Here is a 25444-nt window from a genome sequence, read left to right on the forward strand (position 1 = left end):
GTCGCTCTCATTAAGTTTTGGCTGTGTAGTTTACATCAAAATTTTTTAATGTATTGAAATCTTATCAAACTACTCTTAACTAAAAAACAGAGTTTAAAACAAATAGGAGTATTTTAGTCTTATTTAAGTTTTAATCTTCTTTTAACAAATTATGAGAATTCTTTAGATACTATTTCAAGACTATTATAAGGATTAACATGCAATATTTTGGAACACTTGAAACTAAGTATGAAGAGGTGTTTTTAACATCTAGTTATTTATACTTTAATAAAGAAAATGAAGAGATTGATGCCAAACAATTAAAACAATTAATAAAAACAACTAAAGATAAAAAGAAAAATATTATTGGTACTATAATTTTATATAACCCAGTAGTTACTCCTATTGGCTATGATTCAAATAAGTATTTACTTGATCAAGACTTTGATAAATTTGATGAAATGATTGAATTAAAATGTGAGAACTATATTACTTTATTTAAACATGCAATGCAAGGTAAGTTTGATGGTAAACTTGTTGAAATAATTAACCTATTTAATCTTGTAGAAAAAAATATTGATGCTTCATCACTATTAATGAAGTTTGATAGTGATTTAGAAATTTATTATTCTCAACAAAACACTGAATTTGATAGAGATATCATGTATTTAGATTGTAAAAATATTATTCCAAAAGGAAAATTTGTATTTTTTGCTTGGGGAGAAAAAGTAAATCCTAAAGAGTTTATCTATATTAATAACTATGCACAAACTATTTTTAGAAGATGTAAAGATGAACTAAACAAAAATGTTGCTTTTGCTTATAAAAGAGAAAAAACTTTACAATGGTCTGAAGACTTTATCCAATTTGCTTCACCAATGCAAGCTTCAAAGTTTAAAGGCTCTATTGAAAAAGCAATAAAAAAATCCTTTGAAAGCTTTCCTCCTATTAGTGAGCCTTATAATTAAAACATAAATATTCATTGACTTTATTTTTTTTGTTTGATATTATAGTAATACTAATTGTTACTTCAAGAGGGAGAAGAAAATGAATGTCTATGAATATGCAATGAAGGTAGAAAAAGAGGGAGAAGCCTACTATAGAGAGATGGCTGAAATATCACCTAATGCAGGTTTAAAAAGAATATTTACTATGCTTGCAGATGAAGAAGTAAAACACTACAATGTTTTTAAAAGCATGATGAAAAAAGAAAAATTAGATTTAGAAAATCTAAACTTACTTACTGATACTGATACTATCTTTGCAACTCTTTCAAAAGAGAAAGATAATGTAGCTTTTGATGAGAAACAGATAAACTACTATAAAGATGCAATTTCTAGAGAAGAAAACTCTCATAATTTTTATATTGAAAAATCAAAAGATATTGATGATGAGAATGAAAGACAGATTTTTCTAGAAATAGCTCATGAAGAGGTTAAACACAAAAAAATACTTGAAGAGATTGTTCATTTTCTTGAAGAACCAGAAAACTGGGTTGCTAGTGCAGAGTTTTAATTAAAAAGAGGCTAGCCTTTGAATTAAGGCTTTAGCTTCTTTCTCTGTAAAAAAAATATTATTGTGTAACTGATTACTTGCTTTCTTTAAATACTCGATTTTCTTAGTTGTTAATAATGAAGAATCATTTTTATATTTTTCAATAATTTCTAGCATCTCATCTTCATATTTTTGAATTAATTCCTCTTTTTTTAAAGCTGATGAACGATACTCTTTATTTTTTGTTTTATCAGCAAAAAAGAAGAATAAAAAAGCAAATAAAGCTACAATTAGTACAAATAAAAGAAGTTCCAAATTAGACCTTAATCAACTCTTGGCTGAACTACTGGTTTTTCTTTCTTTTTAGAACTTGACTGATTAAAAGATTTTGCTTCAATTGCAATTGACTCTGCTCTTTTTGCAATCATTAAAGCCTCTTCAATCTTTTTATTATTTTCAATATCAGTTTTAATTCTATCAACTCTTTCAATTAAACTTCTAAACTCAGTATGTCCTAAAACTTCTAAAACACCAGGAGATTTTGATACAAATTCAATATGCTCTTTATCTCTCCAATTTGTAGTTAAAGAGTTATCTATATAATCTTTGTACTCATTTTCAATTTTAGTAGGATTTGCAATAAAAGCTAAATCTAAATTTAAATCCTCTTTTTTATTGAATAGTTGATTATAAAGCTGTTGTAAATAAAAACTATTTTTTAAACTTTTAATATATTCATATACTCTATTTTTTTCATCTTTATTATATAAATACTCTAAGATATTGATTGATACCTCATCTTCACCAGAAGAGAATATCTTTTCAATTTTTTCATTACAATAATCAAAGATTTGATTAGAGTTCTCTTTATCTAATTTCTCTATAAATTTAAATAATTCTAAATTATATGAAAAACTAAACTTACTTAAATTTGCAAAAAATTTATCTAGGATTTGCCAAGGTGAGTTTTGCTTATTTGCATATTTAATAATTGAGTTTACATTTTCTACTTCTTCACAAGTAAAATATGTTGAATTAAAATATTCTTCTATCTCTTTATTTAAGTCAGTACTTAAAAGAGAAGAAGCTTTTTCTTTAAAATACGAACTAAGCTTATCATTGTTATATTTTTTTGAATTAGAAGATAAAGAGTCAAATCTTTTACTTATAATTTGATACTTCTCTATCTTTTCTTTTATAGAAAAAGATGATAAAACTTTTAAAGTTTTATAAAAAAGTTTCTCTTTATTCTCATCAAGTGAGTTTGCAATACGAACTCCTCTTTTTGGTAATTCATTTACAAAAAGTACTAATTTAGCATTTAAGTCATTGAAATTTTTAATTTCATCAATTTTTGAAAGTTCTTTTAAAACAAGTGAACGTTTTATACTATTATTTATAAAAAAATATGCAAGTGCTACTAAAACTAGTAGCCCTGCAATAATTATTAAAGTCTCATTTGGTGCTTGTTTATAAATTTGAAATAAATTATAGTTAGATTCTTTTGCAATAGTTAAAAAATCATTCATAATAAACTATCCTTTAAGTGTAAAAAATAGTTATTAGTATACTAAAATAAACCTCATAAACTATTTACTAAGATAGTTTTCTAAGTCCTTTTCTCCAACTTCTCCAACATATTTCTTTAAAAATCTTCCATCTTTTCCATAAAGAAAAGATTCTGGTATTTTATTAACATCATCAAAAGCTTTTGCCATTCTAAAGTTTTCTTCACCTACTGTAATAGGAAATTTAATATTATGTTTTTCCATAAAAGCTGCTAACTCTTGAGCATCTTTATCTCTTTCAAATAAAATCCCTATTAGCTCAAACTTATCTTTATATTTTTCATACATTTTATTAAATACAGGCATCTCTTTTATACAAGGAGGACACCAAGTTGCCCAAAAATTAAGTAAAACATACTTTCCTTTTAACTCTTCTGATGTTAAAACATCATTTTCAACTTTTAAAGTAATAACTCTACCATCTGTTGTTTTTAAGTTATATGTCTTATTACTCTGTTTTTTTAGCTCTTCAAAATTTGTGTTATTTTCTACTACTGTTGCTGCTTCATCATTTGAGTTACAACCAGTAAATAAGAAAACCGCTAACAATGAAATAAAAACTAAAGATAATTTTTTTATCATATTTTTTCCTTTTATGATTTGATTTTTTTCTGTCCACTTATTAATAATATTGCAATTAAAACATAAGCAGCAAGTGATAAAAATGGAATATTAATAAATCCTAGATATTCAAAATATTCTGTTGAACAAGGAACTCCTTGTTTACAAGGAACTGCACTTTCTGGAATAATACCCCACATTAATAGATTATGATAAATTGCAAAAAGTAAACCTACTACAACAAGTGGAGCTGAATATTTAAATAACTTATCATCTGGATATAACAGATTAAGTAAAAATATTAAAACTAAAGGATACATAAAAATCCTTTGATACCAACACATACTACAAGGAATAAACTCCATTACCTCACTAAAAAAAAGTGATCCCAAAGTAGCAAGCGAAGCTATAATAAACATCGCAAGTACAAAATTTGAATTAATTGTTTTCATTCTAACTAAACGTCCTATTTTTTCTTTTATTTTATAATTTTCTTGTGTAAAGTCTGTGTAAATAAAGCCTTATTATAGAAAATACTTTTTTATGATGTTCTTATAGAAGTAGCAGTAAGTAAAGTATAATATTTACCTGTAAGTGTTACTCTAAACTTTTTTTGTTGCAAATACTTTTTACAAAAGAAAGCATCTTTATATAATAATGATTGTTCGCAAAAACTATAATTTGGAGCTTTTGCACCATATATAACCTCTCCTCCAACCCATCTACAATTAGGAAAACCTAAAATAACTGCACCATCTTTTTTTAAATAATTTTGAACTATATGCATAAAAATAGAATTAAATTCTAAATTTGAACTTTGTAAAGTTCCTATAGAAATAATAAGATCAAATTTACCTAGATTTAATTCATCTAAACAATTAATATCATGTACATAAAACTTTACATTTTTATCTTCTTTGAACTTTTCACTAGCACTTTTTATAGCAGAAGAACAATAATCAATCCCAGTAAACTCAATATTTTTAAACTCTTCGTTGAAAGCACTTTTTATTAATTCAAATTCTTCAGCATTGTTTACACCTAAATTTAAAACTCTTTTTCTTTTTTCAATTTTTGTATTCTTTAAAGCTTGCAGATATGAATAAAAAAACTCCGGCTCTTCATTTTTATTAATTCTTGAAAATTCAGAAGTAACCCCATATTTTTCTTCAACCTCTTTGATTGAATGAAAACTCTTTTCTTCTAGCTTTATGAAACTTAGCTCAACAAAATGTTTATCAACTATTTTAGGAGTCATCATTCTAAAATAAAATTTCTCTGCTAAATCATTCCAAGACTTATATGACCTTGAAATATACTCTTTTTCATCAATTATTATTATTTCCCCTGCATAATTATTTAAACATAAATCTGGATTAATAACATTTATTTTTATTATTTCTTCATTTTTTTTATTATTAAAAAAAGTATAAATCTCAATTAAAGGTTGATTTGTAAAAAAATTTTTCATATTTTTCCATTTTTTATAGGAAGTATATCTAAGTTTAACTACTAAAAAGTTATAATTTTATACATTTTTTAGGCTATGTGGGATGATATTTCAAAACGAAAAACAACTTTTAAAAATAATTAAATATACACCTTCCTTTTTTATTATTATTTTATCATTAATAATTATTATTTTTCAATTTATTGATAAGAACCAAACATTTGAAAAAGAAAAAAATAGAATTACACAAGAATACATAGAAGAGAATAAAAAAATCATTGAAACAAGAGTTAATTCAACATATGATTTTATTGTAAGAGAAAAACAAAATACTCAACAAGAATTAGAACACTCTTTAAAAAATGCAGTTGAGAATGCTTATTCAATTGCTAACTCAATATATCAAAAGAACAAAGATAAAGAACCTGCTTTAATAAAAAAACTTATAATTGATGCCTTAAGAGATATTAGATTCAATGAAGGAAGAGGATACTATTTTATCTATGAAAAAAGTGGAAAGAATTTACTACTTCCTTATAAAGAAGAGTGGGAAGGTAAAAATCTAATAAATCATCAAGATTCAAAAGGAACTTATATTATTCAAGATATGAAAGAAATTCTTTCTAAAAAAGATGAAACTTTCTATTCTTGGTATTGGTATAATCCTAAAAAACCAGATATTATGAGAGAAAAACTTGGTTTCGTAAAGAACTTTACACCTTTTGATTGGTTTATAGGTACAGGAGAATATGTAAAAGAGTTTGAAAAACGAGTTCAAGAAAAAGTTTTAGGACATATTAAGAAATTAAGATTTGGTAAAAATGGGTATATCTTTATAATCACTTATGACTCTATTTATTTAAGCCACATAAAAAAAGAGTATATAGGCAATGATGCTATAACTAATAACGACACAGAAAAAGTAAAAAGTGTAATTGATAAGTTAATAGAAATATCAAAAAAAGGTCAAGGTTTTTATGAATATATTCAGCATACAAAACCTGATGGAACAGAATCTATTAAAAAAATTAGTTATGTAAAAGGATTAGAAGATTGGCAATGGGTTGTAGGAACAGGTTTTTATGAAGATGAATTAAAAGAAGCAATTAATAGAAAAAAAGAGGAGATAGAAAATAAATATAAAGAGAGTTTTTATAATACCTTAAAAGTATCTATTTTCTTAGCAATTTTCTTACTTATTAGTTCTATTTATTTTTCAAAAGTTTTACAAAGAAAATTTAAAAAATATAAAAATGAAATTAGACAACATCTATTAGAAAATACTAGACAACAAAATATCTTAGCTCAACAATCAAAAATGGCAGCAATGGGCGAAATGATAGGAAATATTGCTCATCAATGGAGACAACCACTTTCTACTATCTCTACAACAGCAACAGGATTAAAACTTCAAAAAGAACTAGGAATCCTAGATGAAAGCTTTTTAGAAGATAGTCTTGAAGGAATCAATAATTCAGCACAATATTTATCTAAAACTATTGATGACTTTAGAAACTTTTTTAGAATAGATAAAAATAAAATAGAGTTCTCTATTCAGAAAGCTTTAGATAAAGCTTTATCATTAGTTTATGTACAATTCCATAATAAAGATATTGAAATTATAAAAAATAGTTTTGATATGAATATTACAAATTTAGAAAATGAATTTATCCAAGTAGTAATAAATATTTTAAACAATGCGAGAGATGAACTTATAAAAAAAGAGTCTTCATATAAAAAATATATTTTTATAAATGTCTCAAAAAAAGGCAAACTTCTTAAAATAAATATTAAAGATAATGCTGGAGGAATAAAAGAAGATATTATTTCAAGAATCTTTGAACCTTATTTTACAACAAAACATAAAGCACAAGGTACAGGAATAGGTTTATATATGAGTCAAGAGATTATTACTAAAAATATGAATGGTGAAATCTTTGTTGAAAATATCTCTTTCAACTATAATAATATTGATTATAAAGGTGCTTCTTTTATTATTTATCTACCATGTGATAATTAATATACTCTTTGTTATTGACTTGCAACTAATTAATGCTATAATTTTTCTATGAAAGATAAAATTTATGTAATAGACACAAATATTATTTTGCAAAATATGCAAAATCTAAATAGAATCTCAGATAACAGCACAAATACAATTGTAATCCCAGAAACTGTTTTATTAGAACTTGAAGACAAAAAAAAGTTAACTAATGAGCTAGGATTTTATTCAAGAGAGTTTGCAAGACTTTTAGCAAAAATGAAAATAAAAGAAGTTGATTATAAACTAGGCTTTAAAGTTGTAAAACTTTATAATGATGAACTAACTTTACATATTATTTCTAAAGATAAATATGAATCAGAAATTGAGCAAACTCATCTTAGTGAAAGTAATGATAAAAGAATAATCGAAGTTGCTGCAATAGCACAAGATTATTATAAAGGTCATCAAACTATCTTTTTATCTTTAGATGTTTATGCAAGAACTTTTGCCCTATTTAAAGGTATTAAAGCTGAAACTCTACATGATGATAAATCTACAGTTCCAGATTTTGAATTTGTAAAATATATAAAACTTGACTCTTCTCTTTTTAATTCTTTAGATAAAGCTGATATAAAAGAGTATGATAAAGAGTACAAAAATGAAAACTTTTGCTATATCTTTGAGAGTGAAGATGGAAACTCTTGCCATGGAATAATTATCAATGAAAAAATAAACCTTTTAAGTGAAGCCGATTTTAAATCCTTACAAGTAAAACCTGTAAATCTAAAACAAAAACTATTTATGAAAGCTATCTTAACAGATATGTTTGATTTACTTGTAATTGATGCAAAAGCTGGTTCAGGTAAAACATTAATGTCTATTGTAAGTGCCATGAGATTAATTGATTTAGGGCATTATGATAAAATTGTTTATGTAAGAAACTCTATTGAATCTCTTGATAAAGGTGCAGATGTAGGATATTTAGCAGGAAATGATGAAAAATTTCGTATTTATAATATGGCACTTCAAGATACTTTAGAATTCATTGCAAAGAAACATCTTAAAAAAAATGAAAGCAGAGAAAATAAAGAGTCAATAGAATCTAAAATCTCTGAGCTTACTTCTAAATATTGTATTGAAACACTTTGGCCTGGAGAAGCAAGAGGTAGAACTCTTTCTAGTGCAGTTGTTATTATGGATGAGTGGCAAAACTCATCAGAGAAAACTACTCAACTTATCTTAAGTAGACTTGATGAATCTTGTATGGCGATTGTAATTGGTTCAAATAGACAAATCGATAATTTATATTTAAATAAATATAATAATGGTCTTACAACTCTTCTAAAACAAACCAGACATAAACATGATGAGATAAATATGTTTGCCATTGAGTTAGAAAAAGCAGTAAGAGGTAAATTTGCTGAATTTACAGAAAGAATATTTGAAAGGAAACACAATACAAAATAGATTAATAAACGATACGATATATAATCATATTCCATATACAAAACTTGAAGATAAAATTTTACAAACAAAAATACTTAATAGGCTACAGTTTATTACACAAAATGCTTTAGCCTATTTCTCTTATCCTTCAATTACAACAAAAAGATTTATTCACTCTTTAGGAACAATGCATTTAAGCTCTTATATCTTTAAAAATTCACTCTTAAATGCAAACAAAGAGACAAAAAATCAGTTTTTAAAAGATTTAAAAAGAGTTATAAAAGCAATAGTTCAAGAAGAGAAATTAAATATCAATTTTGATGATTTAAGTTATTTTGATAATAAAGCTTTATATGAATTTACTATTCCAACAAAAAATAAAAAAGATAGAGCAGTTTATACTATTTTTTTACAAGCAATAAGAATTGCAGGATTAATGCATGATGTAGGACACCTACCTTTTTCTCATCAAATAGAAAATGCTTTAAAAAAAGTATATTATGAAATTTCTAAAAAAGAAAAGCTTGAAGAAAAAGAACTTGAATTTATAAAACTTTATGAGGATATTACTAAAAACTCTACTTTAGTATTACACGAAGCAATAGGAAAAGAGTTAATCAAACTTCTTTTTGAATTTGAAATTTTTGATTTTATAAAAGATAGCAATGAAAAAGAGTTAATTAAGCTTATTAAAACATTATGTATTTATATCTTAGAAGATAGAGTTTACAAAGAGTTTAACTTTTCAACTCTACACAAGATTATTGACTCAACGGTAGATGCTGATAGGCTTGATTATATTAATAGAGATATGCTAGCAAGTGGTTATATTACAGGACCAAGTGATCATATAAGAATTACAAAACAAGCTGTATTAGTAAAAGAAGAAAACTCATACCATCTAAGCTTTTTTGATATGGGATTAATTGATATTGAGCATATGTTAGAGATGAGATTTAACCTTTATAAAAAAGTGATTTATAATCACGGAATTGCAAAAACAGATGCTTTACTAGAAAATGTGGTACAGTTTTTATCTTCAAAGTATTTTGAAAGCAAAGAGAAAAAAACTGATTTTTTAAATGGTATTTCATTACTTTGGGATTTTCAAAAAGAGACAAATACTGATAAAAAACTAGATTTAATCTCAATTTTAGATGAAAACTGGTTAATCTCTTTATTTAAAAATGAGTACTTTACTTTAAAAAATAAAAACACTCTTTCTCACTTAGAAAAAAAGTATAAATACTGTTTTGAAGAAGTACTTTTTGGAAAAAGATTTTTTAGAAGTCCATGGAAGAATTTAAATGAATTTTATAAAGTACTTGGTTTTTCTACTGTTGAAAGATACCAATTTAGAGAGAGTTTTGGTTATATCACTCCTAAAAATTTAGTAAAACTTCAAGGTTTACTTGATAACTTTATAAAAAAATGGGAGAACCAAGAAGAAGAACTATTTTTTACCTATCAAACAGTATCTTTTAAAATAGGTATTCAAAAAGATTTTTCTCTTTATGATTGTGAAAATTTAATCAATTTAGATGAAATCTCAACGCTAAGAAAAAGATTAAAACAATCTATGAGAAATACTGTTCCTTTTTATCTATATACAAATAAAAAAAATATGAATGAAGAGATGAAAGAGGAATTAAAAACTCTAGTACTATCTGTTTTTAAAGATTAATATTGCATTTTGCCAAATATTTTAATCCAAATACTCTTTTTTGATAAAATTAGAAGAAAAAAGGTTTTTAATGATACTTGGCAAATGCCCTTATTGTGATGGTAATGTTATCTCTAAAAAAATAAATGTAAAAGGTAAAAATATCAAACTTTACTCTTGTGAAAATGCAAAAAAAGAGTATGATGAAAGTGAACAATATGTTTTTACTGCTGATTCAACTTGTAGATTTAGAGTATATTCAAATGCTTTTTTAAGATGGAATAAAAGAAGTTTCTCTGAAAATGAAATGAAAAACCTTTTAAATAATGAACAAATTATAGTAAGACTTCATGGAAAAGCAGGAACAAAAGAGTATTATAAATATGTGATAACTGATTTAGAATATGGAGTATCAGTTCTTTGGGATGAAGAGATAGAAGAAAGAGCATAAAACTCTCTCTTTTAATCTATATTGCTATTAAGAAACTTTTTCAAAAGAGCAACAATAATCTACTAAAGAAGTTACTCTTAATTTATATTTACAGTTTTGAGCAATTTTAAATGTTGCAGGAGCTACATACTCAACCCAATCTTCAGCAGGTAACATAACTGAAACCACACCTGAACTAATATCCATTGTTGCTTTATTTACTGTGTTTAATTCATATTCTCCTGGAAGCATAATTCCTAAAGTTTTTTTACTTCCATCTTCAAATGTAATACTTCTACTTGTAATATTTCCATCAAATAAGATATTTGCTTCTTTAGCAATACTTACGTTACTAAATTCCATCAATTTTCCCTTTTAATTCAAAAAATTTGTTTTATTCTATCATAATAAATATTTGAAGCAAATATCTATTTTATCTTTGTTATAATTTTTTTCCAATTTTAGAGAAAAGAAGAGAATGCAAGGTTATATTATAGATGTAAAAAAGGTTAAAGATGATGACCTTATCGTTACTATATTAACAGAAAATCATGTTTATACCTGTTATAGATTTTATGGAGCAAGACATTCTAATATAAATATTGGATATAAAATTGATTTTGAATTAGAAACAAATATAAAAACATCTATTCCTAGATTAAAAGATGTTATTCAATTAGGTTTTCAATGGATATTTGATACAGAAAAACTTTATTGCTGGCAAAGATTTATAAAATTATTTTATCCACACTTAAAAGATGTGGAGACAATAGATGATTTTTATTTTAATCTTCTTGATAAACTTGTTCATGAAATGATAAAACAAAATCCTAAAAGAGCTATTTGTAAAAATTATCTTGAAATACTGGATTATGAAGGAAGACTTCATACAGATTTTGAGTGTTTTTTATGTGAATCTAAAATTACTAAAAATTTTTCACTAGTTAGAAGTTTTATGCCTACTCATAGTTCTTGTAGTTATAGTAAAAAATTTGATGAAAAAAAGATTAAAGAGTTGTTTTTAAATAAGAATTTAATACTTTTTGATGATAAAGAGATTGAATACTTATGGAATATTCTACTTCAAGGGCTATAAGATAGATTACTCTTCTAATAACCTATCTTCTAGTTTTTCTATAGCCTCTTTTAAAGTTTTAGTGTCTAATTTATAAGAAGTTGCTTTTGCAATACCTTTTTCAATATTTTCAACACTTAAAGGGTCTTGTATATTACAGATTGTTTTAATTACTTCTAAAATTTGAGATTTAGCAATACAAGTTTCATCACAATCATCTAAATTATCAACATGTTCAATTACAGAGATTAAATTCTCACTTAACTTCCAATGTCTAAAAATACTAGCTGTAATTTGAGAAGTAGTAACACCTAAGCACTCTCTCTCAGCTTGTGCAATTGTATATCCTGAAGAGATTAACTTTTTAAACTCTTCTGCTTTATCTTCACTATCTAAAACATCGGCAAGAATAAACTTTCCTGCTTCTTGTAATAATGCAGGAAGAACAAGCTCCTCTTTTAAATCATATGATACTTTATTTAACCATAAAGCAGTTAAAGTTGTAGCTAAATTTGAAGCTCTCATAAAATCATCACTATTTATTCCATAAACAGATAAGTTTGATTTTAAAAGATTTTGTACTGTTCCACCAATTGCAATAGAGATTGTAAAGTTAATTCCAAGTAAGTTAATTGCTTTACTTACTGTTTCAACTTTACTTCTAAATCCAAACATTGCAGAATTAGATACTTTTAATAATGTTGAAGTGATTAAAGCATCTTTTTCAATGATCTGTAATAATTCAAAAGCCTCTTTCTCATTCTTTTTTCTAAACTCTTCTATATCAAGAATTGTTTTTGGAAGAGGTGGTAAGGCTTCAATTTTTTCAATAATAGTACCAGTCATTTTATTCTCCTGCAACTATATTTTTTTGTAACATAATTATATCAAATTATACGTTAAATCTAAAGTGCATTACATCACCATCTTGAACAACATAATCTTTACCTTCTAGTCTTAACTTTCCAGCCTCTTTACATTTAGCTTCTCCACCTAAAGAGATAAAATCCTCATAAGAGATAACTTCAGCTTTAATAAATCCTTTTTCAAAATCATTATGGATTACTGCTGCTGCTTGAGGAGCTTTCGTTCCTTTTCTAATAGTCCAAGCTCTAACTTCAATTTTTCCAGCTGTAAAATATGATTGAAGACCTAATTTATCAAAAGCTTTATGAATAATTTGTTCTAAACCTGATTCTTCTACACCTAAATCAGTTAAAAGTTCTTTTGCTTCATCATCATCCATTCCAACTAATTCTTCTTCAATCTTTGCACAAAGAGTAATTACATCAGCATTTACTTCACTTGCATGAGCTCTTAATACTTCAACATACTCATTTGTACCTTCCATTAAAGAGTCTTCATCCATATTTGCACCATAGATTACATCTTTATTTGATAAAAACCTTAACTCTTTGTCCATTTGAAGAAATAAATCATTTTCAATATCTTCAAAAGTTTTTACAGGTTGAAGATCTTCTAAGTGTTTTAATAAAGCCTCTGCTACAACTAACATAGCTGCTGCTTCTTTAGAACCTTTAGATTGTTTTTTTAATTTTTCAATTTTCTTTTCACACTGAGTAATATCAGCATAAATAAGTTCTGTTTCAATAATTTCAATATCTCTTAAAGGATTTACATCCCCTTCTACGTGAGTAATATTTCCATCATCAAAACATCTAACCATGTGTAAGATAACTTCTACTTCTCTAATATTTGATAAAAATTGATTTCCTAGACCTTCACCTTTACTAGCACCTCTAACAAGACCTGCAATATCTACAAAATCAATTGTTGAATGTTGAATCTTATCTGGATTAACAATTTTTGCTAATTCATCTAATCTTTTATCTGGTACGGGAACTATTGCTTTATTTGGTTCAATTGTACAGAAAGGATAATTTTGAGCCTCTGCATTTTGTGCTTTTGTTAAAGCATTAAAAGTTGTTGATTTACCTACGTTTGGAAGCCCTACTATACCTACACCTAATCCCATTTATTTCCTTTTTCTATTTTTTATATAAATTCATTTGTTTTAATAATTCTAAATACTTTTCAAGCTAGTAATTTAATAAACAAAATTGGAATATTCTTAAAATAGATTATAAACGAAAAAGGCAAAAAAACAGCTAAAAGCGTCAACTTTTGCAAATCAAAAATATTTAATGATATTTATATATGAAAATAGAATTTATTCCATATATCTTAAGTTTTAAAATTATAAATCAAAAATTATCCTATACCAAAAAAATTTTAATCTATTGATATAGGATAGTTAATTAATAATTTAAAATATAACCACTACCATAAATACTATCAATAATATCTACTGGTAATTTTTTTCTTAATCTTTTTACTAAGTTTCTAATACTTGCATCATTTATGTTATTTTCAGTGTTCCATACATATGATGAAATCTCTACTGGTTTTACAATTTGATTCTTTTTATTTAATAGTAATTCAAAAAGAATTCTCTCATTTTTTGTTAAATCTACGATTTTATCTTTAAAGAAAAGAATTCTAGATCTTGCATCCCAATAGCACTTATTGTTGATAACAACTTTATCTTCATGCTCAACAGTATTATTTTTTAATCTATCAAAAGAGCTTTCGATAACCTCTTTAAATTCATTTCTGTTAATTGGTTTAATTAAATAGTCTACTAGATTTAATTTAATTGCTTCAAAAAGGTACTCTTTATGAGAGTGAGCACTTAAAACAATAATTGGTGTAGTTTGGTCAACTTCTCTAATCTTTCTAATAACTTCTAAACCATTTAACTGTGGCATAGTAATATCCAGAAGTAAGATATTTGGCTTTTTATCTTTATATAGATTTAAAGCTTCTAATCCATCACTTGCTTCATAGATTTTGTCAAAATATTTTTCTAAATATAAAACATAGTTTTTTCTTACGTTTTCGTCATCTTCTGCATATAAAACTGAATAACTGTTTTCCATGTCGTTTCCTATTTTTGTTATTTTACTTTACAAGCTAAATTTTTTTCAATTAGTTTTCTATCTAAATAAACCTGATCAGATTGAATCTCCTCAATTGAAACTGTAGCTGTTCCTGTTTTTCTTAGTACTACACCTGTAGCTAAATTAGCAAATTCAACTGAATCATAAATGCTATTATTTAAAGATAATGCATACCCAATAGATGCTAAAACAGTATCTCCAGAACCTGTTACATCATATACTTCTAATGGTACAGTTGGCATTACTGATAACTTATTCTCTTTTAATACTGCAATTCCTTCTTCTGCTAAAGTTATAATTGCATATTCTGTCTCAAAATCTTTTTTAATAACTTTTAAAGCATCTAACAATTTATCATCATTAGAAATTTCTATTTTTGTTACTGCTTGTGCTTCTTCTTTATTTGGAATAATTAAAGTTGCACCTTTATATTTTGAATAGTCACTTCCATATGGATCAACAATTGTTTTAACAGAATTTTTATTTGCATAAGAGATAATCTTTTGTGTAAAGTCTTTTGTTAAAACTCCCTTTCCATAATCAGCTAATAAGATTACATCATATGCTTTAATCTTTTCTACTAATTTGGAATAAAGACTTTTTACATTATCAAAGGAGATATTGTTTTTACTTTCGTGGTCAAATCTAAATACTTGAGAAATTCCTGCCATAATTCTAGTTTTTTTAGATGTTTTTCTTCCTTTTTGTTCAATTAAAAAAGATTTTGTTTGAATTTCATCTAATAGATGCTTTAAAAGTTTAGCATTGTCATCATTTCCAACAACAGACATTACACTAACTTTAGCACCAAGGGAAGCAAGGTTTCTAATAACATTACCTGCACCACCTAATACTGACTTTTCTTCTTTTATATCAACAACAGGAATAGGTGCATCTGTAGCAATCCTATCACAAGAACCAATAAGATAAGAATCAATCATTAAGTCACCAATTACTAAAACTTTAGGTTTCTTCTCAATATTTATCATTTTTTCTCCTAATGAAAATATACTATAACATTATTTAATATTCTTTAAAAACTCAAGAGTCATTCTAACTCCTGCACCACTTCCTCCAAATGGATTATACCCCCAAGGCTTCTCTACATATGCTGGTCCAGCTATATCATGATGTACCCATTTTTCTTTATTTTCTTTTAAAATAAATTTTTCTAAAAAGATTCCAGCAGTTATAGAACCACCATATCTTGTATTTGCAATATTACAAATATCAGCTACTTCTGATTTAATAGTCTTCTTTAAAAATCTATTGAAATGTAATACAGTTGCATACTCACCTGCTTTATGAGCACAAGAAACAACTTCATTTGCTAACTCATTATTATTCCCCATAATTCCAGAAGTATACTCTCCAACACCTACAACACAAGCACCTGTTAATGTTGCATAATCAAAAATATAATCAATATCTTTAATCTCATCTTGTGCATAACATAAACAATCAGCAAGTACTAATCTTCCCTCTGCATCAGTATTTTTAACTTCAATTGTTGTTCCATTTTTAGCTTTTAAAACATCATCTGGTTTATATGCATCTCCACCAATCATATTCTCAACTGCACCAACAACTGCATGAACTTCAATTGGTAATTCTAATTTAGAAATAATACTCATAACACCTAAAATTGCACAACCACCACTTTTATCTGATTTCATTGTAGTCATAAAATCAGCTGGTTTTAAAGATAAACCACCAGAATCATAAGTTAACCCCTTACCTACTAAAACTACTTTTTTCTTTGCATCTTTTGGTTTATATGTTAAATGAATAAGTTGAGACTCATGTCTTGAAGCTCTTCCTACACTTAACATTGCATTCATTGCATTCTTTTCTAAATATTTTTCACCATGAATAGTACAAGATAGGTTTGCCTCTTTTGCAATTTTTCTTGCTTCATTTGCCATAGTTTCAGGATAAAAATCTTCTGGAACTGTATTTACCATATCTCTAGTTCTATTAACAGCTGTTGCTATTTCAATTGATTCTTCAAAAATCTTTTTAGTAGTTTTTGTAAGTTTTTCAATACAAAAAATTAGCTCTTTTTCTTTCTCTTCTTTTTTCTCTGATTTATATTTATCAAAAGTATAAGCACCTAATAAAGCACCCTCAGTTAAAGCTTTTAAATTTTGTTTTTCAACAACAATTTTTGCACTTGTAAATTTTGTAGAAGTAAACTTTTTAACTGCTGTTGCTATTGCAATTGCAATAGAGTCATAATCTTTTGCTTCATGACCTACAAATATTTTTTTTGATTCAGGAAGAAGAACTACTGCTTCGTCTTTTGCTTCAAAACTTAAATTTTCTAATATCTCTTTTTCTTTAATATTTTTAATAGAATCTGTAATAATAATTTCTAAATCTGCATTAACTTTTTTTATATTTTTTTCAACTAAATTTAAAATCATCTATTTCTCCTTTTTCTTTGTCATTATATGAAAATAATAAACTATACTTCCACCGATAAGTAATGCAAATGGAAGTGCATAATACCAATGTTCTTTTAACCATTTTAATACAATTAAAATCTCTTCACCAAAATACCAAACAGGCACAATAGTAATAGCTGCCCAACACCAAGCACTTATTAGATTAATAAAAGCAAAAGTTTTTGCGCTATATCTTGTTAATCCAATAGAAATTGGAATAATCGTTCTCATTCCATACATGTATCTTTGTACAAAAATAATTGGCCAACCATATTTTTGTAATAAAATATGTGCTAAAGCAAATTTTCTTCTTTGACCCTTGAATTTTTTATGAACATAAGATTTGTTAAATCTTCCAGTATAAAAATAGATTTGATCCCCTGCAAAACCACCAAGTCCTGCAATAAATATTGCCATATACATATTCATATCACCAGTATGTGATAATAGTCCTGCCATCACAAGACCAGCTTCACCTTCTAAAATACTCCAAGCAAATAAAATTATATATCCATAAGTTTTTAGAAGATAAATAAATCTATTTTCAATACCCTCAACAGGTGCTTGATATAAGCTATAACCTAAAAAAATTACAAATAAGGCTACTACTACAAAAAGTATTTTTCCTGAATTATTTTTTAGAACTACTTTCATTTTTAGCCTTAATCAAAATCTAAAATTTCTTTAGCTTGAACCATATCCTTATCACCTCTACCCGATAAATTAACAATAACTGTTTTACCTTTTAATTTATCTTTTGCTTTTTTTAAATAAGCAATTGCATGAGCAGATTCAAAAGCTGGGATAATTCCCTCTTTTTGACTTAACCAAACAAATGCATTTATAGCTTCTTCATCAGTGATTGAGTCATATGAAACACTTTTATTATCTTTATGAAAAGAGTGTTCAGGTCCAATGCCAGGATAATCAAGCCCTGCACTAATAGAGTGAGCTTCTAAAACCTGTCCATTTTCGTCTTGTAAAAGATATGAACACTGTCCATGTAATATTCCTGGTTTTCCTTTTTCTAAAGAACAACCATGCATATTTGTATCTAGTCCTAAACCACCTGCTTCTATTCCCACACAAGTCACTTCTTTATCTTCTAAGAAGTGTGAGAACATTCCAATTGCATTTGATCCTCCACCGATACAGGCTACTACATAATCAGGAAGTTTTCCCTCTTTTTGTAGAATCTGTTTTCTTGCTTCATATCCAATGATTGCTTGAAAATCTCTAACCATTAAAGGATAAGGATGTGGTCCAGCAACAGTTCCAATGATATAAAAAGTATCTCTTGCATTTGTAACCCAATATCTAATTGCATCATTCATTGCATCTTTTAAAGTTCTACTTCCACTCTCAACTGCAACTACTTTTGCACCTAGAAGTTTCATTCTAAATACATTTAACTCTTGTCTAGCAACATCTTTTGCACCCATAAAAACAGTACATTCTAAACCTAAAAGTGCTGCAATAGTTGCTGTAGCAACGCCGTGTTGCCCAGCTCCTGTCTCAGCAATAACTTTTGTTTTTCCTAGTTTTTTTGCTAATAGACCTTGTGCAATTACATTATTTACTTTATGCGCACCAGTATGGTTTAAATCTTCTCTTTTTAAATATACTTTTGCACCTATTTCTTCAGAAATATTTTTTGCATGATATAAAGGGTTTTCTCTACCTACATAATCTTTTAATAAAGCATTAACCTCTTCCCAAAACTCTTTATCAAATCTATATTTATTGTATTCTGCTTCTAACTCTTTTAAAATAGGCATTAAAGTTTCAGGAACAAATCTTCCTCCAAACTCTCCAAAGTGACCATTTTCATCTGGATCATATTTACTTTTTTGTGGAATATAAATGTTATTTTCTTTCATATCGCTTCTTTAAATATCTAATATTGAATATACAGGTGCATGTTCTCTTACTTTTTTGGCACCATCTAAAAATGTAAGATTTAATAAAAAACAAACTTCAACTAAATCTGCATTTACATGTTTTATTAATTTTGCTGCAGCATTTGCAGTACCACCAGTAGCAATTAAGTCATCAATTAATAATACTCTTGCCTTAGCTTTTGGAAAAGCATCTAAATGAATTTCAACTTCATCAAAACCATATTCCAGTTCATACTTTTCACAAACTGTTGTACTTGGTAGTTTTCCTTTTTTTCTAACAGGAACAAAACCTACTTTTAGTCTGTCAGCTAACGCTGCACCAAAAATGAAACCTCTTGAGTCAATTCCAGCTACATAATCTAAATTATATGAGTTATATCTTTCTTCTAAGTGATTCATTAAGGTTTGGTAAGCTTCTTTATTATTTAAAAGTGTTGTAATATCTTTAAATACGATTCCCTCTTTAGGAAAATCTTTTATATCTCTAATAGAATTACTTATTATTTTTTTATCTTCTTTAGTCAATTCCATTTTAATCCTAACAATATTTTTTACAAAGTGTAATTATTCTATCTAAATAAATATTATGTCTGTATAATTTCCGAAATATCTTTTATAGTTTCACAAATATATTTAGCTTCTGACTCATTTTCATCAAAATCATGACCTGATTTAACTTGAATTGTATTGCTTATTCCGGCATTTTTTGCACATTTTATATCAGAAGATTTGTCTCCTACTAACCAAGAATTTTCTAAATCAATTTGGTGTTTTTCTAAGATTTTATCAATCATACCAGTTTTAGGTTTTCTACATGTACAATTATCATTTGGTCCATGGGGACAAAACTCAACTTGCGATATTACAATCTCATTATTTTTAAACTCTTTTATCATCCAAGAAGTTAATTTTTCAAAATCTTCAACTGAATAATATCCTCTTCCTATACCTGATTGATTTGTAATTATAAAAATTTTATATCCAAGCTTTTGTATTTTTTTTAGAGAATCAAATATCCCATCAAAAAACTCAAATTCTTCTATTTTATAAAGATAGTTTTTTTCAATATTTACAACACCATCTCTATCTAAAAAAAGTCCTTTTGTCATCAATTTCCTTAAATTAAATCAAATGTTTCATTCTTTACTCCCATCTCATCAAGTATTTTACATACTCTTCCTTTTGAGGGATCAATTGTAATAATTATACTAGACTCTTTTAGTTCTAAGCTTAGACACTCCTCTTTTTTGTCATTAAAAACTAATTTTTTATCATCAATTTTCCAATTTGATTCATTTAAACTTACAGCATCAGATATTTTTTCAATTTTATTATTTATTAAATAGTAACTTTGAACAGAAGTAATAACGGTAATTAAATCCCGTTTTATAGTAGAAGCAAGAGCACTATCTCTAGTATCAATATATTTAGGAATTGCAAAAGATGCAATAATGCCTATAACAACAATGGCGAAGATTAATTCAAGTAAAGAGAAAGCTTTTTTCATAATAAAACCTTTAAAAAAGATTTATAATTATGACCTTAGCTTTCTTAAATACAAATAATTTAAAATATTATAAAATCTGAGGAACTTCTATATTTGCTTCTTTTTCAGTATCTGCAATTGACTCAAAAACTACTTCAATTGGAGCATCATTTGCATTTTCTTTATCAATAAATCTTGTAAATTGTTTTTGGAAGTCAAGTTTTACTGTTCCAATAGGACCATTTCTTTGTTTTCCTATAATAATCTCAGCCTCTTCTACAGGTTTATTTACGAATTTAGATTTATACTCTTCTCCTTTATCAGAAGCCTCTTTCTCTTTTCTTGCTTCTTCTCTCTCTTTATAAACATCATCTCTATAAACAAACATGATAATATCAGCATCTTGCTCGATAGCTCCTGATTCCCTAAGGTCAGAAAGCATTGGTCTCTTATCTGGTCTATTTTCAAGTCCCCTGTTTAACTGAGAAAGAGCAATAATAGGAATTTTCATCTCCCTAGCAAGCATCTTAAGTCCCCTTGAAATATCAGAAACCTCTTGGTGTCTATCTTTATTCCCTGTACCTTGCATAAGTTGAAGGTAATCGATGATTACCATAGAGATTTTATTCTCTTCATTTTGTGCTAGTTTTCTAACTCTTGCTCTTAATTGATTAATATTAATACTTCCACCATCATCAACAAAAAGCTTTTTTTGATTTAAATCTTCAAAGGCAGCTGTTAAGTTTGCCCATTGATTATCATCCATATCACCTTTTCTAAGATTTTGTAAAGGAATGGAAGTTTTAGCTGCAAGCATCCTTAACATAAGTTGCTCTGCTGGCATCTCTAGTGAAAAGAAGATAACACCATTTCCTGCTTCAACATTGGCTAAAGCCATATTTAAAACAAGGGCTGTTTTACCCATTGCTGGTCTTGCTGCAAGAATTACTAAATCCCCTTCATTAAAACCAGTTGTTCTTTTATCTAAATCATAAAACCCTGTTGTTCTTCCTGTTAAGTGAGTATTACCTCTCTCTTTCATTTTTTTAATATAAGTAAGAGTATCACTTGTGATAGTTTCCATATGCTTTAATTCACTTGTTGCACTATCTGTAGAGATTTTATAAAGTTCTCCTTGTACCACATCTAAAGCATCATTTGCACTAACTTCATCTTCAATTGCAACTTTTTTAATTGTTGTTGCAAGAGTAGCAAGCTCTCTTTTTACAGAGCCATCTTTTATCTCTCTTACATAAGCTAGCGTATTAGTAATAGGATTTGCAGAAAGAATTTCAAGTAAAATAGAGTCATCAACATCTTTTGAGTTAACTCTTTTTTTAATAAACTCCTCATCAATAGGCATTGACTCATCATGAAGTCTAGTCATTACCTCAAAGATTTTTTGATGAGCAGGAAGATAGAAATCTTTAGGTTTTAAAACTCCTAAAATATCCTCTAACTCTTCAGGATTAAAAAGTACTGAACTTAAAACTGCTCTTTCTATATTTATACTATATACACTATCCACTAATTCTTACTCTCTTTCTTTGCTTCAAACTCGACCTCTTTTAAAAATCTATCTAAAAGTTGGTCAGTTGGAAGCTTTGCAATTGTTTCACCTTTTTTAATAATAAGTCCTACACCTTTTCCATAAGCAATTGCAACATCAGCTGCTTTTGCTTCACCCAAGGCATTCACAACACATCCCATTACAGAGACATTTAAAGGTGTTTTAATATGTTTTGTTTTCTCTTCTACTTCTGCAACTGCACTTACTAAATCAGCTTCAATTCTTCCACAAGTTGGACATGAAATAATATTTAATCCCTCTTGAACTAAACCTGCATCTTTTAGTATTGCTCGTCCTACTTCAATCTCTTTTTCAAGTTCTCCCGTCATAGATACTCTTAAAGTATCTCCTATTCCATCAAGAAGTAAACTTCCTAGGGCAATTGAAGATTTAATTGTAGAGTGAAACTGTGTTCCAGCTTCTGTAACACCTAAATGAAATGGATAGTTATTCATAGGTCTTAACATTCTATATGCTTCTACAGTTCTTTGTACATCACTAGCTTTTAAAGATACTTTAATATCATCAAAACCTAAGTCCTCTAAATATTTAATATTATAATCAGCACTTTCAACCATACCTCGAGCAGTTTGACCATATTTATCTTCAAATTGAGACTCTAAAGAACCACAATTAACCCCAATTCTAATTGGAAGATTTCTTTGTTTACAAGCCTTCACAACCTCTGTAACCCTTTTTTTATCTCCTATATTTCCAGGGTTAATTCTAATACAATCTACTACTTCTGCTGCAATTAATGCTAATTTATAATTAAAATGTATGTCTGCAACAAGCGGTAATGAAGTTTGTTCTTTAATAGCTTTTAAGGCATTAGCTGCACTTAAATCAGGTACTGCAACTCTTACAATATCTGCTCCTGCAAAATGCAATGCTCTAATTTGTTCTACTGTTGCTTCCACATCGGAAGTCTTACTGTATGTCATAGATTGAACTGATATTGGAGCATCTCCTCCAATAGCAACATCACCTACGAAAATCTTTTTTGTTGGATATCTTTTTACATTGTTCATAATAGAAGAATTCTAGCAGAAAAAGATTAATTTCTCTTAAACTTTTATTTTAGAAAAACTAAGATATAATTGCGCCATATTATAAAATATAAGGATATTTATGCAAGAGTTCACTGCATTTGATATAATAATCTTAAGTATTACTGTTTTACTTGGTCTAAAGGGACTTATGAAGGGCTTCATTAAAGAAGTATTTGGTTTAGTTGGAATAATAGGTGGTATTTTCATAGCATCAAGACTTTCAGAAGATATAGGAAATATCATTGCTCCTATTTTAGCACTAGAGAATGGTGCAACAATTAAACTTATTGGTTTTATTTTAGGTCTTATTGGATTTTGGATTATTTTATATGTTGCTGGAATTATTATAAGTAATATCTTCTCTGCAAGTGGACTTGGTATCTTTGATAGAATCTTAGGATTCCTATTTGGAAGTGCAAAAATATTTTTTATATTTTCAGTTATAACTTATGCTGTTTATCAAATTGAGTCATTTAGAAACCTTATGAATGAAAAAGTTTCAAACTCTATTACTTTCCCTCTTTTAGTGAAATCGGGTGATTTTATTATTAAGTTAGACCCAGCAGATTTTACTAAAAAAATTGAAGAAAAAATCTCTCCAGAAGATGGACAAAAAGTAAATATTACAGAAGAAGCTAAGAAAACATTTGATGAATTAAAAACTAAAACAAATGAGACAATTGAAGCTACAAAAGAAGCAGTAAATCAAGAGATTGAAAATGCAACAAAAGAAGCAACTGAAAATATTGTTAATTCAATTTCAAATGAAGAAACAACTAATAATACAAATACGGAAAAAGGAAATTAATATTGTTTGAAAATAAATATATACAACAAAGAATAGAAAAAGCGAATGTTTTAAGAGAATTAGGTGTAAACCCATATGCAAATAATAGTGCTAGAAATACTACAATTAGTAAATATTTAAATGTTAATACAGATATTTTCCAAAAAGAAGACAAAAGAGATGAAAAAAGGCACTATACAGTAGCTGGAAGAATTAAATTCTTTAGACTTATGGGAAAAGCATCTTTTTTAAAAATTGAAGATGAAAGTGGAATTTTACAAGTTTATGTAGCAAGAGACAACTTACCTGAAGGTTTTTATAATGATGTTTTCAAGAAAAATATTGAAGTTGGAGATATTATTGAAGTAACTGGATACCCTTTTATTACTGGAAAAGGTGAATTATCTCTACATGTACATGCCTTAAAAATATTAACTAAAGCTATCTCTCCACTACCAGAAAAATACCACGGTATTCAGGATAAAGAGTTAAGATATAGACAAAGATATTTAGATTTAATTATGAACTCACAAGTTAGAAAAACTTTTCATATTAGATCAAAAGTTATCTCTTTAACAAGAAGATTTTTTGAAGATAAAGGTTTCTTAGAAGTTGAAACTCCAATGATGCACCCAATTCCTGGTGGAGCAAATGCTAAACCATTTGTTACTCATCACAATGCTTTAGGTGTAGATAGATTTTTAAGAATTGCACCTGAATTATATTTAAAAAGATTAATTGTTGGTGGATTTGAAGCAGTATTTGAAATTAATAGAAATTTTAGAAATGAAGGTATGGATGCAACTCACAACCCTGAGTTTACTTCAATTGAGTTTTATTGGGCATATAAAACTTATAAAGATTTAATTGAAATTACTAAAGAGTATTTTGAATATCTTTTTGAGCATTTAGATTTACCTATGACTCTTCCATATGGAGATGTTGAAATTGACTTTACTAAATTTTCTGAAGTTCCATTAATTGAATCACTTACTACAATTGGTGGTGTTCCAGCTGATATTACTGAAGACAAAGATAAAATTATTGCTTTCATGAAAGAGAAAAACCTAGAAGTAAATGAAGCTATGAATTTAGGTCAATTACAAGGTGAGTTATTTGATGAGTATGTAGAAGATAAACTTATCAACCCTACATTTATTACTGAGTATCCAGTTGAAATTTCACCATTAGCTAGAAGAAGTGATGAAAAACCTCACTTAACTGATAGATTTGAATTATTTATTGCAGGTAAAGAGATTGCAAATGCTTTCTCAGAACTTAACGATCCACTTGACCAACTTGAAAGATTTGAAGGTCAAATTGCAGCTAAAGATGCAGGAGATGATGAAGCACATGAGATGGATGAAGATTTTGTAAATGCGTTATCTTATGGTATGGCACCTTGTGCAGGTCAAGGTATTGGTATTGATAGACTTGTAATGATGTTAACAAATGAACACTCTATTAGAGATGTATTACTATTCCCAGCAATGAAACCAATCAAACATGAGATTGATTTACATGCTGATGAAGAAGATGAAAAATAGTATTAAAAGTACTATTTTTTTGA

Annotated in this window: 27 protein-coding genes; 9 read left to right on the forward strand and 18 right to left on the reverse strand. The window is 27.2% G+C overall.

The window, feature by feature from the left end:
• Positions 1-197: 197 nt before the first annotated feature.
• Complete coding sequence (locus ABIV_RS09025; protein WP_114839568.1) at positions 198-947, forward strand: hypothetical protein; 750 nt, start codon at positions 198-200, stop codon at positions 945-947.
• A gap of 79 nt (positions 948-1026) precedes the next feature.
• The gene (locus tag ABIV_RS09030) at positions 1027-1494 is read left to right on the forward strand and encodes a ferritin family protein (protein ID WP_114839569.1); all 468 of its coding nucleotides are present in this window, start codon (positions 1027-1029) and stop codon (positions 1492-1494) included.
• On the opposite strand, the gene ABIV_RS09035 is transcribed toward ABIV_RS09030, so the two are convergent.
• From ABIV_RS09035 to ABIV_RS09055, 5 genes are all read right to left on the reverse strand, one after another.
• Entirely contained in the window at positions 1495-1788 is a 294-nt protein-coding gene (locus ABIV_RS09035) for a hypothetical protein (protein ID WP_114839570.1), read from the reverse strand.
• A gap of 8 nt (positions 1789-1796) precedes the next feature.
• Positions 1797-3002, reverse strand: a complete 1206-nt coding sequence (locus tag ABIV_RS09040; protein WP_114839571.1) for a hypothetical protein — start codon at positions 3000-3002, stop codon at positions 1797-1799.
• A 60-nt stretch (positions 3003-3062) separates the two neighbouring features.
• The gene (locus ABIV_RS09045; RefSeq protein WP_114839572.1) at positions 3063-3623 is read right to left on the reverse strand and encodes a TlpA family protein disulfide reductase; all 561 of its coding nucleotides are present in this window, start codon (positions 3621-3623) and stop codon (positions 3063-3065) included.
• Positions 3624-3634: 11 nt separating this feature from the next.
• On the reverse strand, positions 3635-4054 hold the full coding sequence (locus tag ABIV_RS09050) for a disulfide bond formation protein B (protein WP_114839573.1): 420 nt from the start codon (positions 4052-4054) through the stop codon (positions 3635-3637).
• Between the two features lie 89 nt (positions 4055-4143).
• Positions 4144-5073 carry a class I SAM-dependent methyltransferase gene (locus tag ABIV_RS09055; protein WP_114839574.1) on the reverse strand — a complete coding sequence of 310 codons (930 nt, stop codon included), beginning with the start codon at positions 5071-5073 and terminating at the stop codon, positions 4144-4146.
• A gap of 82 nt (positions 5074-5155) precedes the next feature.
• Here ABIV_RS09055 and ABIV_RS09060 point away from each other — a divergent pair, with 82 nt between their 5' ends.
• From ABIV_RS09060 to ABIV_RS09075, 4 genes are all read left to right on the forward strand, one after another.
• A complete protein-coding gene (locus tag ABIV_RS09060) occupies positions 5156-7072 on the forward strand; it encodes a sensor histidine kinase (protein ID WP_114839575.1) in 1917 nt (638 codons plus the stop codon).
• A 48-nt stretch (positions 7073-7120) separates the two neighbouring features.
• Positions 7121-8503, forward strand: a complete 1383-nt coding sequence (locus tag ABIV_RS09065; protein WP_114839576.1) for a PhoH family protein — start codon at positions 7121-7123, stop codon at positions 8501-8503.
• A complete protein-coding gene (locus ABIV_RS09070) occupies positions 8478-10166 on the forward strand; it encodes an HD domain-containing protein (protein ID WP_228254283.1) in 1689 nt (562 codons plus the stop codon). Before ABIV_RS09065 ends, ABIV_RS09070 begins: the two co-directional genes overlap by 26 nt.
• A 70-nt stretch (positions 10167-10236) precedes the next feature.
• On the forward strand, positions 10237-10596 hold the full coding sequence (locus tag ABIV_RS09075) for a hypothetical protein (RefSeq protein ID WP_114839577.1): 360 nt from the start codon (positions 10237-10239) through the stop codon (positions 10594-10596).
• Positions 10597-10623: 27 nt separating this feature from the next.
• On the opposite strand, the gene ppnP is transcribed toward ABIV_RS09075, so the two are convergent.
• The gene (ppnP, locus tag ABIV_RS09080) at positions 10624-10938 is read right to left on the reverse strand and encodes a pyrimidine/purine nucleoside phosphorylase (protein WP_228254284.1); all 315 of its coding nucleotides are present in this window, start codon (positions 10936-10938) and stop codon (positions 10624-10626) included.
• Between the two features lie 115 nt (positions 10939-11053).
• On the opposite strand from ppnP, the gene recO reads away from it, so the two are divergent.
• A complete protein-coding gene (gene recO, locus ABIV_RS09085; protein ID WP_114839579.1) occupies positions 11054-11671 on the forward strand; it encodes a recombination protein RecO in 618 nt (205 codons plus the stop codon).
• Positions 11672-11677: 6 nt separating this feature from the next.
• Here the strand turns inward: recO and ABIV_RS09090 are convergent, their stop codons facing one another.
• The 12 genes from ABIV_RS09090 to ispG form a co-directional block, all read right to left on the reverse strand.
• The gene (locus tag ABIV_RS09090) at positions 11678-12496 is read right to left on the reverse strand and encodes an HDOD domain-containing protein (RefSeq protein ID WP_114839580.1); all 819 of its coding nucleotides are present in this window, start codon (positions 12494-12496) and stop codon (positions 11678-11680) included.
• Positions 12497-12542: 46 nt separating this feature from the next.
• Positions 12543-13646, reverse strand: a complete 1104-nt coding sequence (gene ychF / locus ABIV_RS09095) for a redox-regulated ATPase YchF (RefSeq protein WP_114839581.1) — start codon at positions 13644-13646, stop codon at positions 12543-12545.
• A 283-nt stretch (positions 13647-13929) separates the two neighbouring features.
• Positions 13930-14610: a response regulator transcription factor gene (locus tag ABIV_RS09100; RefSeq protein WP_114839582.1), complete on the reverse strand. Its 681-nt coding sequence runs from the start codon at positions 14608-14610 to the stop codon at positions 13930-13932.
• Positions 14611-14627: 17 nt separating this feature from the next.
• On the reverse strand, positions 14628-15620 hold the full coding sequence (locus ABIV_RS09105) for a bifunctional heptose 7-phosphate kinase/heptose 1-phosphate adenyltransferase (protein WP_114839583.1): 993 nt from the start codon (positions 15618-15620) through the stop codon (positions 14628-14630).
• 30 nt (positions 15621-15650) lie between these two features.
• Positions 15651-17057, reverse strand: a complete 1407-nt coding sequence (locus ABIV_RS09110) for a leucyl aminopeptidase (protein ID WP_114839584.1) — start codon at positions 17055-17057, stop codon at positions 15651-15653.
• Positions 17058-17732, reverse strand: coding sequence for a DedA family protein (locus ABIV_RS09115; protein ID WP_114839585.1), 675 nt, complete (start codon positions 17730-17732; stop codon positions 17058-17060).
• A gap of 8 nt (positions 17733-17740) precedes the next feature.
• Positions 17741-18958 carry a tryptophan synthase subunit beta gene (gene trpB / locus ABIV_RS09120; RefSeq protein ID WP_205526922.1) on the reverse strand — a complete coding sequence of 406 codons (1218 nt, stop codon included), beginning with the start codon at positions 18956-18958 and terminating at the stop codon, positions 17741-17743.
• A 9-nt stretch (positions 18959-18967) separates the two neighbouring features.
• Entirely contained in the window at positions 18968-19510 is a 543-nt protein-coding gene (locus tag ABIV_RS09125) for an adenine phosphoribosyltransferase (protein WP_114839586.1), read from the reverse strand.
• Between the two features lie 53 nt (positions 19511-19563).
• On the reverse strand, positions 19564-20088 hold the full coding sequence (gene gmhB, locus ABIV_RS09130; RefSeq protein ID WP_205526923.1) for a D-glycero-beta-D-manno-heptose 1,7-bisphosphate 7-phosphatase: 525 nt from the start codon (positions 20086-20088) through the stop codon (positions 19564-19566).
• 8 nt (positions 20089-20096) lie between these two features.
• The gene (locus ABIV_RS09135) at positions 20097-20486 is read right to left on the reverse strand and encodes a type II secretion system protein (RefSeq protein ID WP_114839588.1); all 390 of its coding nucleotides are present in this window, start codon (positions 20484-20486) and stop codon (positions 20097-20099) included.
• A gap of 67 nt (positions 20487-20553) precedes the next feature.
• The gene (locus tag ABIV_RS09140; protein ID WP_114839589.1) at positions 20554-21993 is read right to left on the reverse strand and encodes a replicative DNA helicase; all 1440 of its coding nucleotides are present in this window, start codon (positions 21991-21993) and stop codon (positions 20554-20556) included.
• On the reverse strand, positions 21993-23066 hold the full coding sequence (gene ispG, locus ABIV_RS09145) for a flavodoxin-dependent (E)-4-hydroxy-3-methylbut-2-enyl-diphosphate synthase (protein ID WP_114839590.1): 1074 nt from the start codon (positions 23064-23066) through the stop codon (positions 21993-21995). Before ispG ends, ABIV_RS09140 begins: the two co-directional genes overlap by 1 nt.
• 100 nt (positions 23067-23166) lie before the next feature.
• Between ispG and ABIV_RS09150 the strand changes: the two genes are divergently transcribed.
• Complete coding sequence (locus ABIV_RS09150; protein WP_114839591.1) at positions 23167-23895, forward strand: CvpA family protein; 729 nt, start codon at positions 23167-23169, stop codon at positions 23893-23895.
• Complete coding sequence (gene lysS, locus ABIV_RS09155; protein WP_114839592.1) at positions 23895-25421, forward strand: lysine--tRNA ligase; 1527 nt, start codon at positions 23895-23897, stop codon at positions 25419-25421. Before ABIV_RS09150 ends, lysS begins: the two co-directional genes overlap by 1 nt.
• Positions 25422-25444: the final 23 nt, after the last annotated feature.

Source organism: Halarcobacter bivalviorum (assembly GCF_003346815.1).
GTDB classification, from domain to species: Bacteria; Campylobacterota; Campylobacteria; order Campylobacterales; family Arcobacteraceae; genus Halarcobacter; species Halarcobacter bivalviorum.